Source organism: Kribbella sp. NBC_01245 (assembly GCF_036226525.1).
In the GTDB taxonomy this organism is placed as follows: Bacteria; Actinomycetota; Actinomycetes; order Propionibacteriales; family Kribbellaceae; genus Kribbella.
Window position 1 is genome coordinate 2,350,690 of record NZ_CP108487.1, and the last position, 14,514, is coordinate 2,365,203.

General features: G+C 67.1%; 15 protein-coding genes. 4 read left to right on the forward strand and 11 right to left on the reverse strand.

Annotated features, from left to right (window positions below):
* Positions 1 to 3: 3 nt before the first annotated feature.
* The 8 genes from OG394_RS10370 to paaA all read right to left on the reverse strand — a co-directional run bounded on the left by OG394_RS10370 (position 4) and on the right by paaA (position 7,574).
* Complete coding sequence (locus tag OG394_RS10370) at positions 4 to 1,698, reverse strand: ribonuclease J (protein WP_328994918.1); 1,695 nt, start codon at positions 1,696 to 1,698, stop codon at positions 4 to 6.
* Entirely contained in the window at positions 1,695 to 2,609 is a 915-nt protein-coding gene (gene dapA, locus OG394_RS10375; RefSeq protein WP_328994919.1) for a 4-hydroxy-tetrahydrodipicolinate synthase, read from the reverse strand. Before dapA ends, OG394_RS10370 begins: the two co-directional genes overlap by 4 nt.
* A gap of 643 nt (positions 2,610 to 3,252) precedes the next feature.
* Positions 3,253 to 3,990, reverse strand: coding sequence for a leucine-rich repeat domain-containing protein (locus tag OG394_RS10380; RefSeq protein WP_328994920.1), 738 nt, complete (start codon positions 3,988 to 3,990; stop codon positions 3,253 to 3,255).
* A gap of 33 nt (positions 3,991 to 4,023) precedes the next feature.
* On the reverse strand, positions 4,024 to 5,127 hold the full coding sequence (paaE, locus tag OG394_RS10385) for a 1,2-phenylacetyl-CoA epoxidase subunit PaaE (RefSeq protein ID WP_328994921.1): 1,104 nt from the start codon (positions 5,125 to 5,127) through the stop codon (positions 4,024 to 4,026).
* A gap of 5 nt (positions 5,128 to 5,132) precedes the next feature.
* Complete coding sequence (paaD, locus tag OG394_RS10390) at positions 5,133 to 5,624, reverse strand: 1,2-phenylacetyl-CoA epoxidase subunit PaaD (protein ID WP_328994922.1); 492 nt, start codon at positions 5,622 to 5,624, stop codon at positions 5,133 to 5,135.
* Entirely contained in the window at positions 5,624 to 6,358 is a 735-nt protein-coding gene (paaC, locus tag OG394_RS10395) for a 1,2-phenylacetyl-CoA epoxidase subunit PaaC (protein WP_328994923.1), read from the reverse strand. The genes paaD and paaC overlap by 1 nt, the downstream gene beginning before the upstream one ends.
* Positions 6,355 to 6,633 carry a 1,2-phenylacetyl-CoA epoxidase subunit PaaB gene (gene paaB / locus OG394_RS10400; protein WP_328994924.1) on the reverse strand — a complete coding sequence of 93 codons (279 nt, stop codon included), beginning with the start codon at positions 6,631 to 6,633 and terminating at the stop codon, positions 6,355 to 6,357. Before paaB ends, paaC begins: the two co-directional genes overlap by 4 nt.
* Positions 6,630 to 7,574: a 1,2-phenylacetyl-CoA epoxidase subunit PaaA gene (paaA, locus tag OG394_RS10405; protein WP_328994926.1), complete on the reverse strand. Its 945-nt coding sequence runs from the start codon at positions 7,572 to 7,574 to the stop codon at positions 6,630 to 6,632. The genes paaB and paaA overlap by 4 nt, the downstream gene beginning before the upstream one ends.
* Positions 7,575 to 7,699: 125 nt before the next feature.
* Between paaA and OG394_RS10410 the strand changes: the two genes are divergently transcribed.
* Positions 7,700 to 8,311: a GNAT family N-acetyltransferase gene (locus OG394_RS10410; RefSeq protein WP_328994927.1), complete on the forward strand. Its 612-nt coding sequence runs from the start codon at positions 7,700 to 7,702 to the stop codon at positions 8,309 to 8,311.
* On the opposite strand, the gene OG394_RS10415 is transcribed toward OG394_RS10410, so the two are convergent.
* Positions 8,312 to 9,283 carry a helix-turn-helix domain-containing protein gene (locus tag OG394_RS10415; RefSeq protein ID WP_328994928.1) on the reverse strand — a complete coding sequence of 324 codons (972 nt, stop codon included), beginning with the start codon at positions 9,281 to 9,283 and terminating at the stop codon, positions 8,312 to 8,314. It abuts the gene before it with no gap.
* A 52-nt stretch (positions 9,284 to 9,335) separates the two neighbouring features.
* Between OG394_RS10415 and OG394_RS10420 the strand changes: the two genes are divergently transcribed.
* Complete coding sequence (locus tag OG394_RS10420) at positions 9,336 to 9,734, forward strand: cupin domain-containing protein (protein ID WP_328994929.1); 399 nt, start codon at positions 9,336 to 9,338, stop codon at positions 9,732 to 9,734.
* Between the two features lie 71 nt (positions 9,735 to 9,805).
* Here the strand turns inward: OG394_RS10420 and OG394_RS10425 are convergent, their stop codons facing one another.
* On the reverse strand, positions 9,806 to 11,074 hold the full coding sequence (locus tag OG394_RS10425; protein ID WP_328994930.1) for a hypothetical protein: 1,269 nt from the start codon (positions 11,072 to 11,074) through the stop codon (positions 9,806 to 9,808).
* A gap of 119 nt (positions 11,075 to 11,193) precedes the next feature.
* Here OG394_RS10425 and OG394_RS10430 point away from each other — a divergent pair, with 119 nt between their 5' ends.
* On the forward strand, positions 11,194 to 12,822 hold the full coding sequence (locus tag OG394_RS10430; RefSeq protein ID WP_328994931.1) for a LuxR family transcriptional regulator: 1,629 nt from the start codon (positions 11,194 to 11,196) through the stop codon (positions 12,820 to 12,822).
* A 4-nt stretch (positions 12,823 to 12,826) separates the two neighbouring features.
* Here OG394_RS10430 and OG394_RS10435 read toward each other — a convergent pair whose 3' ends face one another.
* The gene (locus tag OG394_RS10435) at positions 12,827 to 13,249 is read right to left on the reverse strand and encodes a DUF5655 domain-containing protein (protein WP_328994932.1); all 423 of its coding nucleotides are present in this window, start codon (positions 13,247 to 13,249) and stop codon (positions 12,827 to 12,829) included.
* A 199-nt stretch (positions 13,250 to 13,448) separates the two neighbouring features.
* Here OG394_RS10435 and OG394_RS10440 point away from each other — a divergent pair, with 199 nt between their 5' ends.
* The gene (locus OG394_RS10440; RefSeq protein ID WP_328994933.1) at positions 13,449 to 14,498 is read left to right on the forward strand and encodes an acyltransferase family protein; all 1,050 of its coding nucleotides are present in this window, start codon (positions 13,449 to 13,451) and stop codon (positions 14,496 to 14,498) included.
* Positions 14,499 to 14,514: the final 16 nt, after the last annotated feature.

Genomic DNA, 14,514 nt, shown 5'->3' on the forward strand with positions numbered 1-14,514 from the left:
CCCTCAGCTCTCTACGACAACCGGGATGATCATCGGGCGACGGCGGTGGGTGTCACTGACCCACTTGCCGACGACCCGGCGAATCAACTGCTGCAACTGGAACATGTCGTCCACGCCGCTACCGATGGCGCGCTCGATCTCAGCCTCGATCTTGGGCTTGAGCCCGTCGAAGATCGCATCGTCCTCGGCGAAACCGCGAGCGTGGATCTCCGGACCGGCGGCGAGCTTGCCGGTGACCGAGTCCATTACCGCGATGACCGAGATGAAGCCCTCGTCACCGAGGATCCGCCGGTCCTTCAGCGAACTCTCGGTGATATCGCCGACGCTGGAGCCGTCGACGAAGACATAACCGCAATCGACCTTGCCGGCCACCACGGCCTGCCCGTCGATCAGGTCCACCACGACCCCATCCTCGACCACGACGACGTTTTTCGCCGGTACGCCGGTCTGCCGGGCGAGCTCGGCGTTCGCGTGCAGGTGCCGGATCTCGCCGTGCACCGGCATCACGTTGCGCGGTTTGACGATGTTGTAGCAGTAGAGCAGCTCTCCCGCACTCGCGTGCCCGGAGACGTGCACCAGCGCGTTGCCCTTGTGTACGACGTTCGCGCCGTGCCGGGTCAGACCGTTGATGACGCGGAAGACCGAGTTCTCGTTGCCGGGGATGAGGGACGACGCCAGCACGATGGTGTCGCCCTTCTGGATCTCGACCACGTGATGGTCCTTCGCCGCGATCCGCGACAGCGCGGACATCGGCTCGCCCTGGGAACCGGTCGACACCAGCACGACCTGGTTCGGCGGGTAGTTCTCGAGCTCGCGCATGTCGATCAACGTGTCGCCGGGGACGTGCAGGTAACCGAGATCCCGCGCGACGCCCATGTTGCGGACCATCGAGCGGCCGACGTACGCCACCTTGCGGCGATGCTTCACCGCGGCGTCCATCACCTGCTGGACCCGGTGCACATGCGAGGCGAAACAGGCCACGATGATGCGTTGGTCCTTGGCGGTGGTGAACACCCGGTCGAGCACCGGCGCGATATCCCGCTCGTGCGTGGTGAACCCCGGCACCTCGGAGTTTGTGGAGTCGACACAGAACAGGTCGACGCCCTCCTCCCCCAGCCGGGCGAACGCGCGCAGATCAGTAATGCGATCGTCCAGCGGCAGCTGGTCCATCTTGAAGTCGCCGGTGTGCAGCACCATACCCGCGGGCGTGCGGATCGCGACCGCGAGTGCGTCCGGGATCGAGTGGTTCACCGCGACGAACTCACACTCGAACGGGCCGAACCGCATCTTCTCGCCCTCGACCACGACCTGCTGCGGCACATTGCGGTGCCGGTGCTCCTTGAGCTTGCCCTCCAGCAGCGCCAGCGTCAGCTTCGAGCCGACCACCGGGATGTCGCCGCGCTCGCGCAACAGGTACGGCAGGCCACCGATGTGGTCCTCGTGCCCATGGGTGAGCACGACCGCCTCGATATCGTCGAGACGATCCCGGATCGGCTGGAAGTCCGGCAGGATCAGGTCCACCCCGGGCTGGTTCTCGTCCGGGAAGAGCACACCGCAGTCCACGATCAGCAACCTGCCGCCGAACTCGAAGACGGTCATGTTGCGGCCGACCTCGCCGAGGCCTCCGAGCGGTATCACCCGCAGCGCGCCGGGCGCCAGCGGGGCGGGTTCGCTCAGTTCGGGATGCGGATGGCTCATGCAATCAGTCCAGACGTTTTGAGGTCGGTGGTCAGCCAGTCGATCTGCTCGTCGGTCGCCTCGATCAGGGGCGGGCGCATGGTCGAGTGCTCGAGCACACCCTGCAGCTTCAGCGCGGCCTTGACCATGATCGCGCCCTGGGTCCGGGTCATGATGGCGTCCACGGCAGGGATCAGCCGGCGGTCGATCTCGCGCGCCTTCGCCAGGTCACCCGCGTCGATCGCGGCGATCATCTCGGCGTACTGCGTGCTCGCGACGTGGCCGACGACGCTGGCGATACCGATCGCGCCGAGCGCCAGCCAGGCCAGGTTCAGCTCGTCGGCACCGCAGTAGTAGTAGAGGTCGGAGTTGGCCAGCACCTTCGTGGCGGCGGCGACGTCACCCTTCGCGTCCTTCACGGCGACGATGCGCGGGTGCTCCGCGAGGGCGAGCAGCGTGTCGGTCTCGATCGGCACGCCGGCCCGGCCGGGAATGTCGTACGCCATCACAGGCAGGCCGGTGGCGTCCGCGATCGCGGTGAAGTGCGCCTTGATCCCGGCCTGCGGCGGCTTGTTGTAGTACGGCGTGACGACCAGCAGGCCGTGTGCGCCGGCGGCCTCGGCGGCGCGGGCGGACTCGATGCTGTGGGCGGTGTTGTTCGAACCGGCGCCTGCCACGATCTTGGCCCGGTCGCCCACTGCCGCGATGACCGCGCGCAACAGCTCGACCTTCTCGGCGTCACTGGTGGTCGGCGCTTCGCCGGTGGTACCGCTGATGATCAGGCCGTCGTTGCCGTGGTCGACCAGGTGGGTCGCGACCTTCTGCGCAGCATCGAGATCGAGCGAGCCATCGGGCCGGAACGGGGTGATCATCGCCGTTGTCACCCGGCCGAACGGCGGGCTCGCTGAGGCGGAAGTTGCTGCAGAGGACATAGGCGAAGGTTACCGCTCCACGGCCCTCGGGAAATGAGTAGGCCTGGTAGCTGTCCGCTCGGGGGTCCGGGCAGCTACCAGGCTCACTCGTCCTATCGGGACAGCCCTTGGCGGTGTTACAACTTCGTCGAAAAAAGTTTGAAACATCGAGAACTTTCACCTTCCGTGTCGATTTCCTCACACACAGTCCACGGAAGCCCGCCTAGATCAGCCCGTACGACGCCACCGCGGCCCGGCCAACCGTCTTCTCAGCCCGCGAGTAGTCGCAACCGGACGCGCCTGCGGCAGTGCTCGGTGCGGCCACTGGCCCGGGTGAGGTCTGACCGATCGCGACGCACCTTGACGCGCGCGCAGCTTCCTGAGTGGACTGGACCCGGGCCGGGTCAAGGGCGCGCATGCGTCGGCGTCAGCCGATGGAACCCTTGACGCGGCCCGGGTCCACCAGAGACTTCGCAAGACCTCAGGGGACGGGTGAAACCAACACAACCCGGGCAGAAGTCCGTACCTGGCAGGCGTTTAGCGTTGATTCGTCCGAATCCGCCCGCCTACGCCGGTGACCAAACGACCCGCCGCAGGAAGGGCGAGCAGATACAGACGAATCAACGCAGAGCCTGTGCTGGAACGCGATGGTCGGGATTCACGCTCACTGGGTCGTGCCGGCTGACGTCCGGTAGACGAGGCAGCCGCGCTGCTGCAGGGCGTCCACCCAAGCTGGTACGCCGTCGAGATCGAGCCAGCGCAGGTCGAGCTTCTCCAGCGCCGGGAAGGCGTCCGCGGCGAGGTCGGGCAGCGCCGTGATCCGGTTCGCCCGGAGGTCCAGCTGACGCAGGTGCGGAAGGCGGCTGAGTTGGACCGGGAACTCGGTCAGCGCGTTCGCTCGCAGGCTGATCACTCGCAGGTCGGTCAACGCTTCGAAGGTACTGGGCAGCCTCTCGATGGGGTTGCCGTCGAGGTGGAGCTCCCGCAGTGCGCGCAGACCGCCGTACCCGTCGGGGAGTTCGGTGAGGCGGTTGCCGTACAGGCGTAGCTCGACGAGCGCATCGAGGCGACCGAGAGCGGCCGGGAGTTTCTCCAGGCCGTTGTCGGTGGCGCCGAGGTAGCGAAGCGAGCCGAGATCGCCGAGCGATTCCGGCAACTCGGTGATGGCGAGATCGCTGACGTACAGGAATTCGAGCCGGCCCAGGCGGCCGATGGACTCGGGCAGCGCGGTGATGCCTTGGTGGCTCAGATCGAGGATCCGGAGCTCGGGGAAGTCCCCCAGCCATTCGGGCAGCGTGGTCAGCGCGTTGTCGTGGAGGTACAGCTCCCGCAGCCCGCGGTGCCGCCGGATATCCGGGTCGAGCTCGGTCAAACCCCGCCCGCCAAGATTGAGCGATTCCATCCGCCGAGCCTAGTCCGGCCGGCCGGACACATGTCAGGCGTCGAAGTCGAGAGTGACCTTCGGCGTGGTGGGGTGGGACTGGCAGGTGAGGACGTAGCCGGCCTGGATCTCGTCTTGTTCGAGGGCCCAGTTGGTGTCCATCCGGACCGTGCCGTCGACGACCTTCGCCCGGCATGTCCCGCAGACGCCGCCCTTGCATGCGAACGGCGCGTCGGTCCGGACGGCCAGAGTCGCGTCCAGCACCGGCCGATCGTGCTCGGCGAGAGCGAACGTCGAACGCCTGCCGTCGAGGATGACGGTGACCTCGGCCGCGTGCTCGTCGACGACCTTCTCCTCGACGCGGGCGACCGGCGCCTCGTCACCGACGTGGAACAGCTCGGCGTGCACGTGCTCCCGAGGTACGCCGTGGCCGAGCAGCAACTCCTGCGCGCCGACGACCAAGGCGTACGGCCCGCAGAGGAACCACTCGTCCACGGATTTCACCGGCAGGATCGTGGTGAGGATCCGCTCGAGCCGCTCGGCGTCGATTCGTCCGCTGAACAGCTCGACCTCGGTCGACTCTCGCGACAACACGTGCACAAGGTGGAAGCGCTCGGCGTACCGGTCTTTCAGATCGGAGAGCTCCTCCGCGAACATCACCGACGACGCGGTCCGGTTGCCGAAGAGCAGCGTGACGCGGCTCTCCGGCTCGACCGCCAGCGTGGTCGCCACCAGGGACAACACCGGCGTGATGCCACTGCCCGCCGCGACGAACGCGTAGTGCTTCGCGTTCGCCGGATCCAACGGCGTGTTGAAACGGCCGAGTGGCGTCATCACCTCGACCGTGTCACCGACGGCCAGCCCCTCAGCGGCGTACGACGAGAACTCGCCACCAGGGATGCGCTTGACCGCGATCCGCAGTACGCCGGAACCGGCCGGCGAGCAGATCGAATAGCTGCGGCGTACGTCGTCGCCGGGCCGTCGCACGGTCAGGTGCTGCCCGGCGGCGAACGCGTACTCCTCGGCCAGCTCGGGCGGCACCTCGAACGTGATCGCGACCGAGTCGTCCGTCAGCATCTCGATCGCCGACACCTTCAGCGGGTGGAACGTCGCGCGACGCCTGCTCATGGTCGTGGCGCCGGCCGTTGTGGTCGTCATCAGCACTAGATCGCCTTGAAGTGGTCAAAGGGCTCGCGGCAGGCGTTGCAACGCCACAGCGACTTGCAGGAGGTCGATCCGAACCGGCTCAGCTCGGTGGTGTCCGGCGAACCGCACAACGGACAGCGCAGCGTCAACGCCAGCATCACCGGCGCACCGACTGCCCGGCGCCCGGTCGGCGGCGCGATGCCGTACTCGACGAGCTTCTGCTTGCCGGACTCGCTCATCCAGTCCGTCGTCCAAGCGGGCGACAACACGGTCTCGACGCGATGCCGCTCGACGCCGAGTGCGTCCAGGGCAACGCCGATCTCGGTCCGGATCATGTCCATCGCGGGACAGCCCGAGTACGTCGGCGTGATCACCACGACGACCTCGTCACCCTCGAGCCGTACGTCGCGCAGCACGCCGAGGTCATCGATCGTGAGCACCGGGACCTCCGGATCCGGCACCTCGCCGACGACCCGGCGGATCTCGCTGACGCCCGGCAGAACGGTCATCACCAGGACGCTCCGGGATGCGAACGCGCGACGTGCTGCAACTCCGCCAGCAGGAACCCGAGGTGTTCGGTATGACGGCCATCCCGACCACCCGAGTGCTGGTACGACGCCTCGGGCCGCGTGCAGGTGGAAGCGTCGATGACCTCGGTCACCCGGCGGTGCCACTCCTCCTCCAGCGTCGACGGATCGACGGCCACGGGCAGGCGTTTGACCAGGTCGTCGGACGCGAACATCTCCGCCGTGTACGGCCAGAGCGCGTCGAGCCCTGCCTGCATCCGGCGATGGCTCTCGTCCGTACCGTCGCCGAGTCGCAACACCCACTGGGTGGCGTGGTCGACGTGATACGCGACCTCCTTCACGGCCTTGCCCGACACGCCCGCGAGCGTCTCGTCCGAAGACTCGCGCAGTACGTCGTACAGCAGGTGCTGGTAAGTCGCGAAGTAAAGGAGCCGGGCCATCGCGTGACCGAAATCGCCGTTCGGCAGCTCGCACAGCTGGAGGTTGGTGAAGTCGCGCTCGTCGCGGAAGTACGCCAGGTCGTCCTCGGTCTTGCCGACCATCGAACCGGCGTACGCCAGCAGCGTGCGGGCCTGGCCGAGCTGATCGAGCCCGATGTTGCCCAGGGCAACGTCTTCCTCGAGCTGCGGGGCGGCGGCGATCCACTCGGCGGTGCGTTGCGCCGCGATCAGCGCGTCATCGCCGAGGCGGAGCACGTAGGCGTAGAGGTCACTCACAGCTGCTCCACGCCGTCAGGGATGTCGTAGAACGTGGGGTGGCGGTAGACCTTGTCGCCCGCGGGATCGAAGAACTCGTCCTTCTCGTCCGGGCTGGACGCGGTGATGTCCGTGGCCGGCACGACCCAGATCGAAACGCCTTCTTGTCTACGCGTGTAGACGTCCCGGGCGTTCCGCAGGGCCATCTTGGCGTCGGGCGCATGCAGACTGCCGACGTGGACGTGGGAAAGCCCGCGGCGCGAACGCACGAAGACCTCCCAGAGCGGCTCGATCATGCGGCGCTTCCTTGCTTCTGCTTCTGCTTATCGGTTTGCTTTTCGGCGTACGCCGCGGCCGCCTCGCGGACCCAGGCGCCGTCCTCGTGCGCCTTCACGCGATGAGCCAGGCGCTGCGCGTTGCAGGGGCCATTGCCCTTGACGACCTCGTACAACTCGCTGAAATCCGGCTCGGTGAAGACGTAGTGATCGCCCTCCTTGCGCAGCCCGTCATCCGGCACGCGCAGACCGAGGATGTCCGCCTGCGGCACGGTCATGTCGACGAAACGCTGACGCAGCTCGTCATTGCTGTGCCGCTTGATGCCCCACGCCATCGACTGCGCGGAATGCGTCGAGTCGCCGTCGGGCGGCCCGAACATCATCAGGCTCGGCCACCACCAACGGTCCAGCGCGTCCTGCGCCATCGCCTTCTGCGCGTCGGTGCCGTTGCACAGCGTGTAGAGAATTTCGAAACCCTGCCGCTGGTGGAACGACTCCTCCTTGCACACGCGAACCATGGCCCGTGCGTACGGACCGTAGGAACAGCGGCACAGGGGCACCTGGTTCACGATGGCGGCACCGTCGACCAGCCAGCCGATCGCGCCGATATCGGCCCAGGTCAGCGTCGGGTAGTTGAAGATGCTCGAGTACTTCTGCCGGCCGGTGTGCAAAAGGTCGAGCAGATCCGCCCGATCCACCCCGAGCGTCTCGGCGGCGGCATAGAGGTAGAGCCCGTGTCCGGCCTCGTCCTGCACCTTGGCCATCAGGATCGCCTTGCGCCGCAGCGACGGGGCGCGGCTGATCCAGTTGCCCTCCGGCTGCATGCCGATGATCTCGGAGTGCGCGTGCTGCGCGATCTGCCGGATCAGCGTTTTGCGATACCCGTCCGGCATGACGTCCCGCGGCTCGATCCGCCCATCGGCGTCAAGCGTGGCCTGAAAGCCGTCCACCTCGCTACTCATACCCCCACCATAGCCCACTTGTGACACTTCATGTCCAGATTGCCGTTCAAGTGTCACAACCCACCTCCCAACCGGGCGTGGGGGCCATGCCTGGCAGTCGCCGTGGCGATGGAAGGATGGCGGATATGAGCAGCGAGCACTCCCACCCGCACGCCCCCGCTCCCACTGGTGATCCGGTGCCCAGCGGGCCGATCGCGGAAACCAGCGTGCGGCTGGCCCTGCCGAACGAGGCGAAGGCGATCGCCGAGGTCCAGGTCGCCGCCTGGCGCCGCAGCTACCGCGGCATGTTGCCGAACGAGTTGCTCGACCAACTGGAGCCCGAACACTTCGTCGAACAGTGGCAGCAGTCCCTCCTCTCCCCCGGCGAAGCCCGCAACCGCGTCCTCGTCGCCCTGGCCGGCCGGCACCTCGTCGGCTTCGCCGCGCTCACGCCGTCGGACGACCCGGACGCCGATCCGGGTAAGGACGCCCTGGTGGCCGAGTTCTGCATCCACCCCGACGCGACCCGCCTCGGCCACGGCTCCCGCCTCCTGCACGCGATCGTCGACACCGTCCGGGCCGACCGCTTCACCCGCGTGACCTACTGGGTCAACGCCCAGGACGACGCCACCCGCGCCTTCTTCACCGACGCCGGCTGGGCCGCCGACGGCGCCCACCGCGAAATGGGCGAAGACGACACCAGCACCGTCCGCATCAAACAGATCCGCCTCCACACGGACCCCACCGCGACGGACTGACTACGGGCTGGTGAGGGTGAAGCGTTGGCGGTAGGCCGTCGGGGTCAGGCCGGTGCGGCGGCGGAATTGGGTGCGGAGGTTGGCGGCCGTGCCCAGGCCGGTTTGGCGGGCGATCGTGGTCAGACGGGTTTCGCCGCGTTCGAGTAGACGGCAGGCGAGGGCGATTCGTTCTGCCGTGAGCCACGCGAGGGGCGTCGTACCGAGTTCGGCCTGGAAGCGGCGGTGCAGGGTCGCCGGGCTCACTGCGGCGTACGACGCGATGGCGCCAATCGTCAACGGGGTGGCGAGTTCTGACCGGATCCACGCCAGGATCGGCGCGAGCGAGGTGTCGGCGACGACCGGCACGGGTTGATCCACGAACTGCCGCTGCCCGCCTTCGCGATGGGCGGTGAAGATGAGCCTTCTGCTGACCGTGTTCGCGACTTCCGCGCCGTGGTCCAACCGGATCAGGTGCAGACCGAGATCCAGCGCGGCCGCACTACCCGCAGCGGTGTAGACGGGGTCGTCCGCGACGTACAGAACGTCCGGTTCCAAACGCACCGCTGGGTACATCTCCTCGAACAACTCGGCCCATTGCCAGTGCGTCGTGGCCCGCCTGCCGTCGAGTACGCCCGCCGCGGCCAAGGTGAAGGCGCCCGTGCAAAAGCTCACCAGCCGAGCGCCGCGATCAGCCGCGCGCGCGATCGCCGTACAGACCGCTGGGTTCGGCGGTTGGTCCGGATCCGGCCGGTTCGGGACGATCACGGTGTCGGCCTCCTCGACCGCATCCAGGCCGGCGACGTCGGACAGCGCGAACAAACCGAGATGCATCCGTACGGCGGGCTCGGGTGCGCAGAGGCCGAAGTCGTACCAGGGTCGGTCGATCTCGGGGCGACGCAGGCCGAACAACTCGGTCGCCACACCCATTTCGAACGGGTTGGAGCCGTGGTCCACGATCACCCGAACCCGGTGTTGAGAGGATCGTTGCGACATGTGCTATTCCTAGCACTCACGCGTTCGGCTGTCAGCCACGGATGATCGAGTGGTGAGCAACGAACCGATCAGCCTGCAGGCCGCCCTCAAGACCTTCGACGAGTTGTGGAGTCCCCGCATCGTCGCCCGGATCAACGATTACGACGTACGCGTCACCAAGGTGGCCGGCGACTACGTCTGGCACGTGCACGAGAACACCGACGAGTTCTTCCTGGTCATCGACGGCGAACTCGGCATCGGCCTACGTGATGGCGAACCGGGCGAAGAGCGGGACGTGATCCTGCCGGCCGGATCGGCCTTCGTGGTGCCGAAAGGCGTTTACCACAAGCCGTTCTCGGACGGCGGCGCCTCGATCGTCGTGATCGAACCGGCCGGCCAACCGACCACCGGCGACCGCCACGAGGACATCCCCGACCACATCCGCACCCACACCGGCCTCGAGCTGACCTAGTCTCGCGCGTCAGACGAAACGAACCCAGCGGCACGTGTTGTATGCCGCTGGGCTCGTTGTTACGGGACTGCTCAGTTGGCGTCGGGCGCGACGAGCTCGGGGAGCTTGACTTCGAACTTCGCGGTGAACGGCAGGACCAGGAGCTTGTGGCCTTGGTCTACCGCGGAGTTGGCGATGCCGATGGCCCAGGCGGCAGTGTTGTAGCGCTGGTTCGGCGTGCCGTGGTGGCTAGCCGAGGTGAAGCCGCAGTCGCCGACGTTGTAGAACGTCTTCTGGTCCGCGAGCTGCCGGGCCTTGTTGAGCGCTTCGCCCTGCGAGTGGACCATGAAGTAGCTGCCGAAGGCGTCGGCCATGAGCTCGGTCCGACGGGTCGCCTCCGGTCCGGTCAGCGTGGTCTGGAAGAGATCCTTGGCGTACTGGACCTGGTGGCCGTACTCGTGGGCGAGGATCGCGCGCGGCGCGACCTTCGAGTCGATACCGATGGCGGCGTAGCCCTGCAGGACGCCATCACCCATGACGATCTTCTTCGTCAGCCCCATGGCCAGCAGTTCGGGCTCATCGCTGGGGTCGAAGGCGAAGGCGTTGAAGGTGAAGTACGGGTGGGCGCCATGCTGGAGGCCGGGCGCGGCGTTCATCAGCTGCAGGTAGACCTTGGCGGTTTCCAGGGCAGCCTCGGCGGTGCCGCCGAACATGGCCCGGATGACCCTGGCCAGCCGGTTGACGTCCTTGAACACATCGGCGCCGTGCATCGGGGTGAGCTGGATGTCGCTGCCATTGACGTCCCAGAACCCGCGGAGGTCCTTCATCTGCGAGGTGAGCAGGTTCGTGTACTCGCCATTGACGCCGAACCTGTTCGCCTTGGACTCGGTGCCGAAGAACAGGGCGTCATAGGTCGGGAACAGGGGGGCCGGGGTGAATGCCAGAATGATCAGCTCGATCAAGGGCATTCCCGCGACGGTCGAGTTGAGCCAGTCCCCGAGCGGAGTTTGCTGGCACTGGTAGTCGGCGGGGTTGATGACGTTGTCGGCGATCTCGGCGGCCTGCGTGTCGCGGATTCCCAGCTTGGCGTTGAGCTCCTCGACCCGGTCCAACGTGTCGGCGGGCAACTGCGCGACGAGGGCACGGATCTTGGCCTTCTCCTCCTCGGTGGCGGGATGCAGGGCCATGAATGCCTCGACGCGCTGCTGGAGCGTCTCGGTGGCGGCGCTCGTCGCGGTTGTGGTCGTCGCTGTTGTGGTTGTCGACGGGTCGGCGCCGGCGGCGTGGGCGGTCAGTGCCGGCGCGATCAGGCCGGTCAATGCGAGTGACGCGACGACGGCGAGTGAAGCAAGCTTTCTCATTGCACATACTCCTTTGGCTGCCGCAGCGCGGGGTCTTGGGACGCGAAGCGGATGGCCCCAAGTAGACCGCCCGTGCAGCAGGCCTGGTCCAGTGCAACCAGTACACATATTGTTGGTGCGTGACGAGCCGGCCGGCCTCAGCGACATCTGTCGTGGATGCGTGCCAGCGCGCCCTCGGCCTGGCGTTGCGACGCGAGACCGAGGCCGCCTTCGATCTGCTGGACACCACCATCGCCGCCGCCGACACCGCGGCCGACACCGTGCGCCACCTCACCGAGAGCATCTTCCTGGTCGCGCGGTGGACGGGCGACTACCGGCGGGGAGTGGAGATCCTGCGGCGCATGCTCGAGCGCGCCGACGACCCGACGACCCGCGGCTGGATCACGGTCCGGATGGCCATTCTGGCCGGAGCGGCGGAGGACACCGAGCTGACGGCCGCCGCGCTCGGCGACTTCACCATCGCGGGGGACGATGCGGGCCAGGCGATGTCCATGCTCACCATGGCCTTCCCCAAGAGCGACCTGTTGCCGAGCGCGGCCTTCCGACTCGAACTCGTCGACGCGGCCCGCGCGGTCGGCGAGCGGCTCGCGGACCCCGTCATCGTCGCCCGAGCCGACGGCGCCCAAGCGGCCCTGCTCACGTATGAGGGTGACAACGACGCCGCCGACGCCGCCTACCGCCGGGTCTGGGAGCCCTTTCGCGTCGGGTCGCCGCTGCTGTCGAGCGAGGTCGCCAACGTCGTGCTGAACCACTCCCTCGCACTCCTGTCGTGGGGCCGCTTGCGCGAGGTCGACGAGGTCTGGGATCGAACCCGCCATATCGTCACCGGCCCGCGCAACCGAGACTGGCATGCCCTCATCCGGGCGACCGCGATGATCCACCTCGGCCAGTACCGGGCCGCCCGTGACGTCGTCGCACCGTTGACGAACGCGAGCGAGGAGGTCGCGGCGTTCGGCACCGTCCTCAACGTGGCCGCCGGTCTGGAGCTCTCGGCGACCGCACCCGATCTCGACCTCGCCGCGGAGTCGGAACTCCTCGAGGGACGGAGCATGCAACTCGGCGCGATGGCGCGAAGCACCCAAGCCGCGCTCCGCGCAGTTCGCGGCGAACCGCGACCGCACCGCGACCTCGGTCCCACCCTTCGACGCCTGGCCGCGAGCAGGCCACGCTTCGGGTGGGACTGCATCGCCGTCACCTTGGCCGAACTCGCTCCCGGCGAAGCCGACGAGGTGCTGACGGACATGTGGGACTTCTGGCCCGCCGGGCCGCGCCCCGCAGTCCAGCGACTGTTCACCGAGACACTGATCGGCCGGAACGACCCCTACCCGTCCTTCGTCGAGGTGGCGGACCGGTTCGAGGCCAACGGGGAGTTCCATTCGGCGGCGCGTGCCATGGCGCACGCATCCCGGGTCGCGCCATCAGGAGGCGAGTCGCTTGTCGCCCACCGGCGGGCACTGGACCTGTACCGGCTGACCGACGCTGAGCGCAGCATGGCCAATCTCCTCCGCGATCGGCGCATCCGTCGCGAGCCCGGGTCACCGACGATCCCCGAGAGCCAGCGGCACGCCGTCAATGCGGGCCTCACCACGCGAGAGCGCCAGGTCACCGAGCTCGCCGCCGAGGGCCTGACCGGCCGAGAGATCGCGTTGAACCTGGGCATCAGCCAAGGCACAGTCCGCAACCACCTGCAACACGCTCGGGAGAAGCTCGGCGGCCTCTCCAAACGGGACTTCACCCGATTCAAGTAGGGCACTAGCCGGTGACGTGACGGGCGGCCTTCCGATAGGCGGTCACGAGCCACGCGACGAATTCGGCGTCTACCTCAACCGGGTCGGCCAGCCGGAACACGTGCACGACATTGCCCACCGAGTAGACGTCGATCCGCCGGAACCGTGGGCTTTCCAGGCGTTCGGCCAGTACGACGTGCCCGTCCAGCCAGTTCTTCCGGGGTACGAACGCGGCGAAGCTCATCCCGTGGTGCAAGGCGATCCGCGTCTTCTCCGACAGTACGTCGACCGGGCCCAAGCGCCGTACCTCTTCGACCACGCGGTCGAAGGTCTCGCGCACGACGACCGCCTTGCCCGCGAAGTGGTCGTCGAGCTCGTGCAGCGGCGCGCACGTGTGCGTCTGATTCCGGTTGGCGAAATCGCGTCCGCAACGCACGCAGACCCACATGCGTTGAGCGTAGCCCGCGGTTCCGGGAATGTGGTCTGGGTCACGTAAGGGCTGGATCGGGTGTCGATAGGGGCACAACTGACCGGTAGTGGTCAGTGCCTTTACCCGGACGTGGTTTGGAATTGGTAGTTTTCGCGGCGTGCAATCCTCCGACGTCAATCTGACGACCACCGCCCAGGTCCGACCCAGCGTCGGGCGCTTGCATGAGATCGACCTGCTCCGCATCATCGCGGCGATGGCGGTCGTGCTCTACCACTACCTGTTCTCGGCGTACGCCGGCGACCATTCCGAGCTCGAGTTCCCGACCGGCGGGCTGATCGCGCGGTACGGCTATCTCGGTGTCGACTTGTTCTTCATGATCAGCGGATTCGTCGTCCTGCTCAGCGCGTGGAACCGCAAACCAAAGGCCTTCGTCGTTTCGCGGGTCGTGCGGCTCTATCCGGCGTACTGGATCGCGGTGACGCTAACGGCGGTCGTATCGGTGTTGTTCAGCCAGGGCCGGTTTCCGGTGGGAGCCGTGCAGTACGTCGCGAATCTGACGATGTTCAACTCGCTGCCCAATATCGAGAACGTCGACGTCGTCTACTGGACGCTGTGGGCAGAGCTGCGCTTCTACATGATCATTTTCGTGCTGACGCTGATCGGCATCACCAAGACGCGCGTCACGATCGCCTTGTGGGCTTGGCTCGGACTGACCTTCGTGTACCAAACCGGCGTACTGCCGTCGGCCGCGGATCTCGTGCTGAACACCCAGTTCTCGCACTACTTCATCGCCGGCATGGCGTTGTGCATGATCTACCGCTTCGGCATGAGTTTGCAGGCCGGCGCGATCATCGCGATCTGCCTGGGCAATGCGGTCTATCGGGCGATGGAGTTCTCCGACGCGGTCCAGAACCGGTATAGCGCCGAGATCCACAACGGCGTCGTCGTCGCGATCATCGTGCTGATCTTCCTCGTCCTGACGCTGGTCGCGCTGAAGCTGACCCACCGCTTCGCCCGTCCCTGGTTCGTCGTACTCGGAGCGCTCACCTACCCGCTCTACCTGATCCACGCGCACATCGGCTTCATCATCTTCGAACGCCTCGGCACCCACCTGAACCGCTACCTCCTCGTCACCCTCACCGTCCTGGTGATGCTGGCCGCCGCCTACGCCATCAACCGCTTCGTCGAAACCCCCCTCGCCCCCCGCCTCAAAAAAGCCCTAGACCGCCTCACCTTCCGCCGCCCCGCCTCCCAACACCGCGCCTAACCGCCTCGCATCCCTC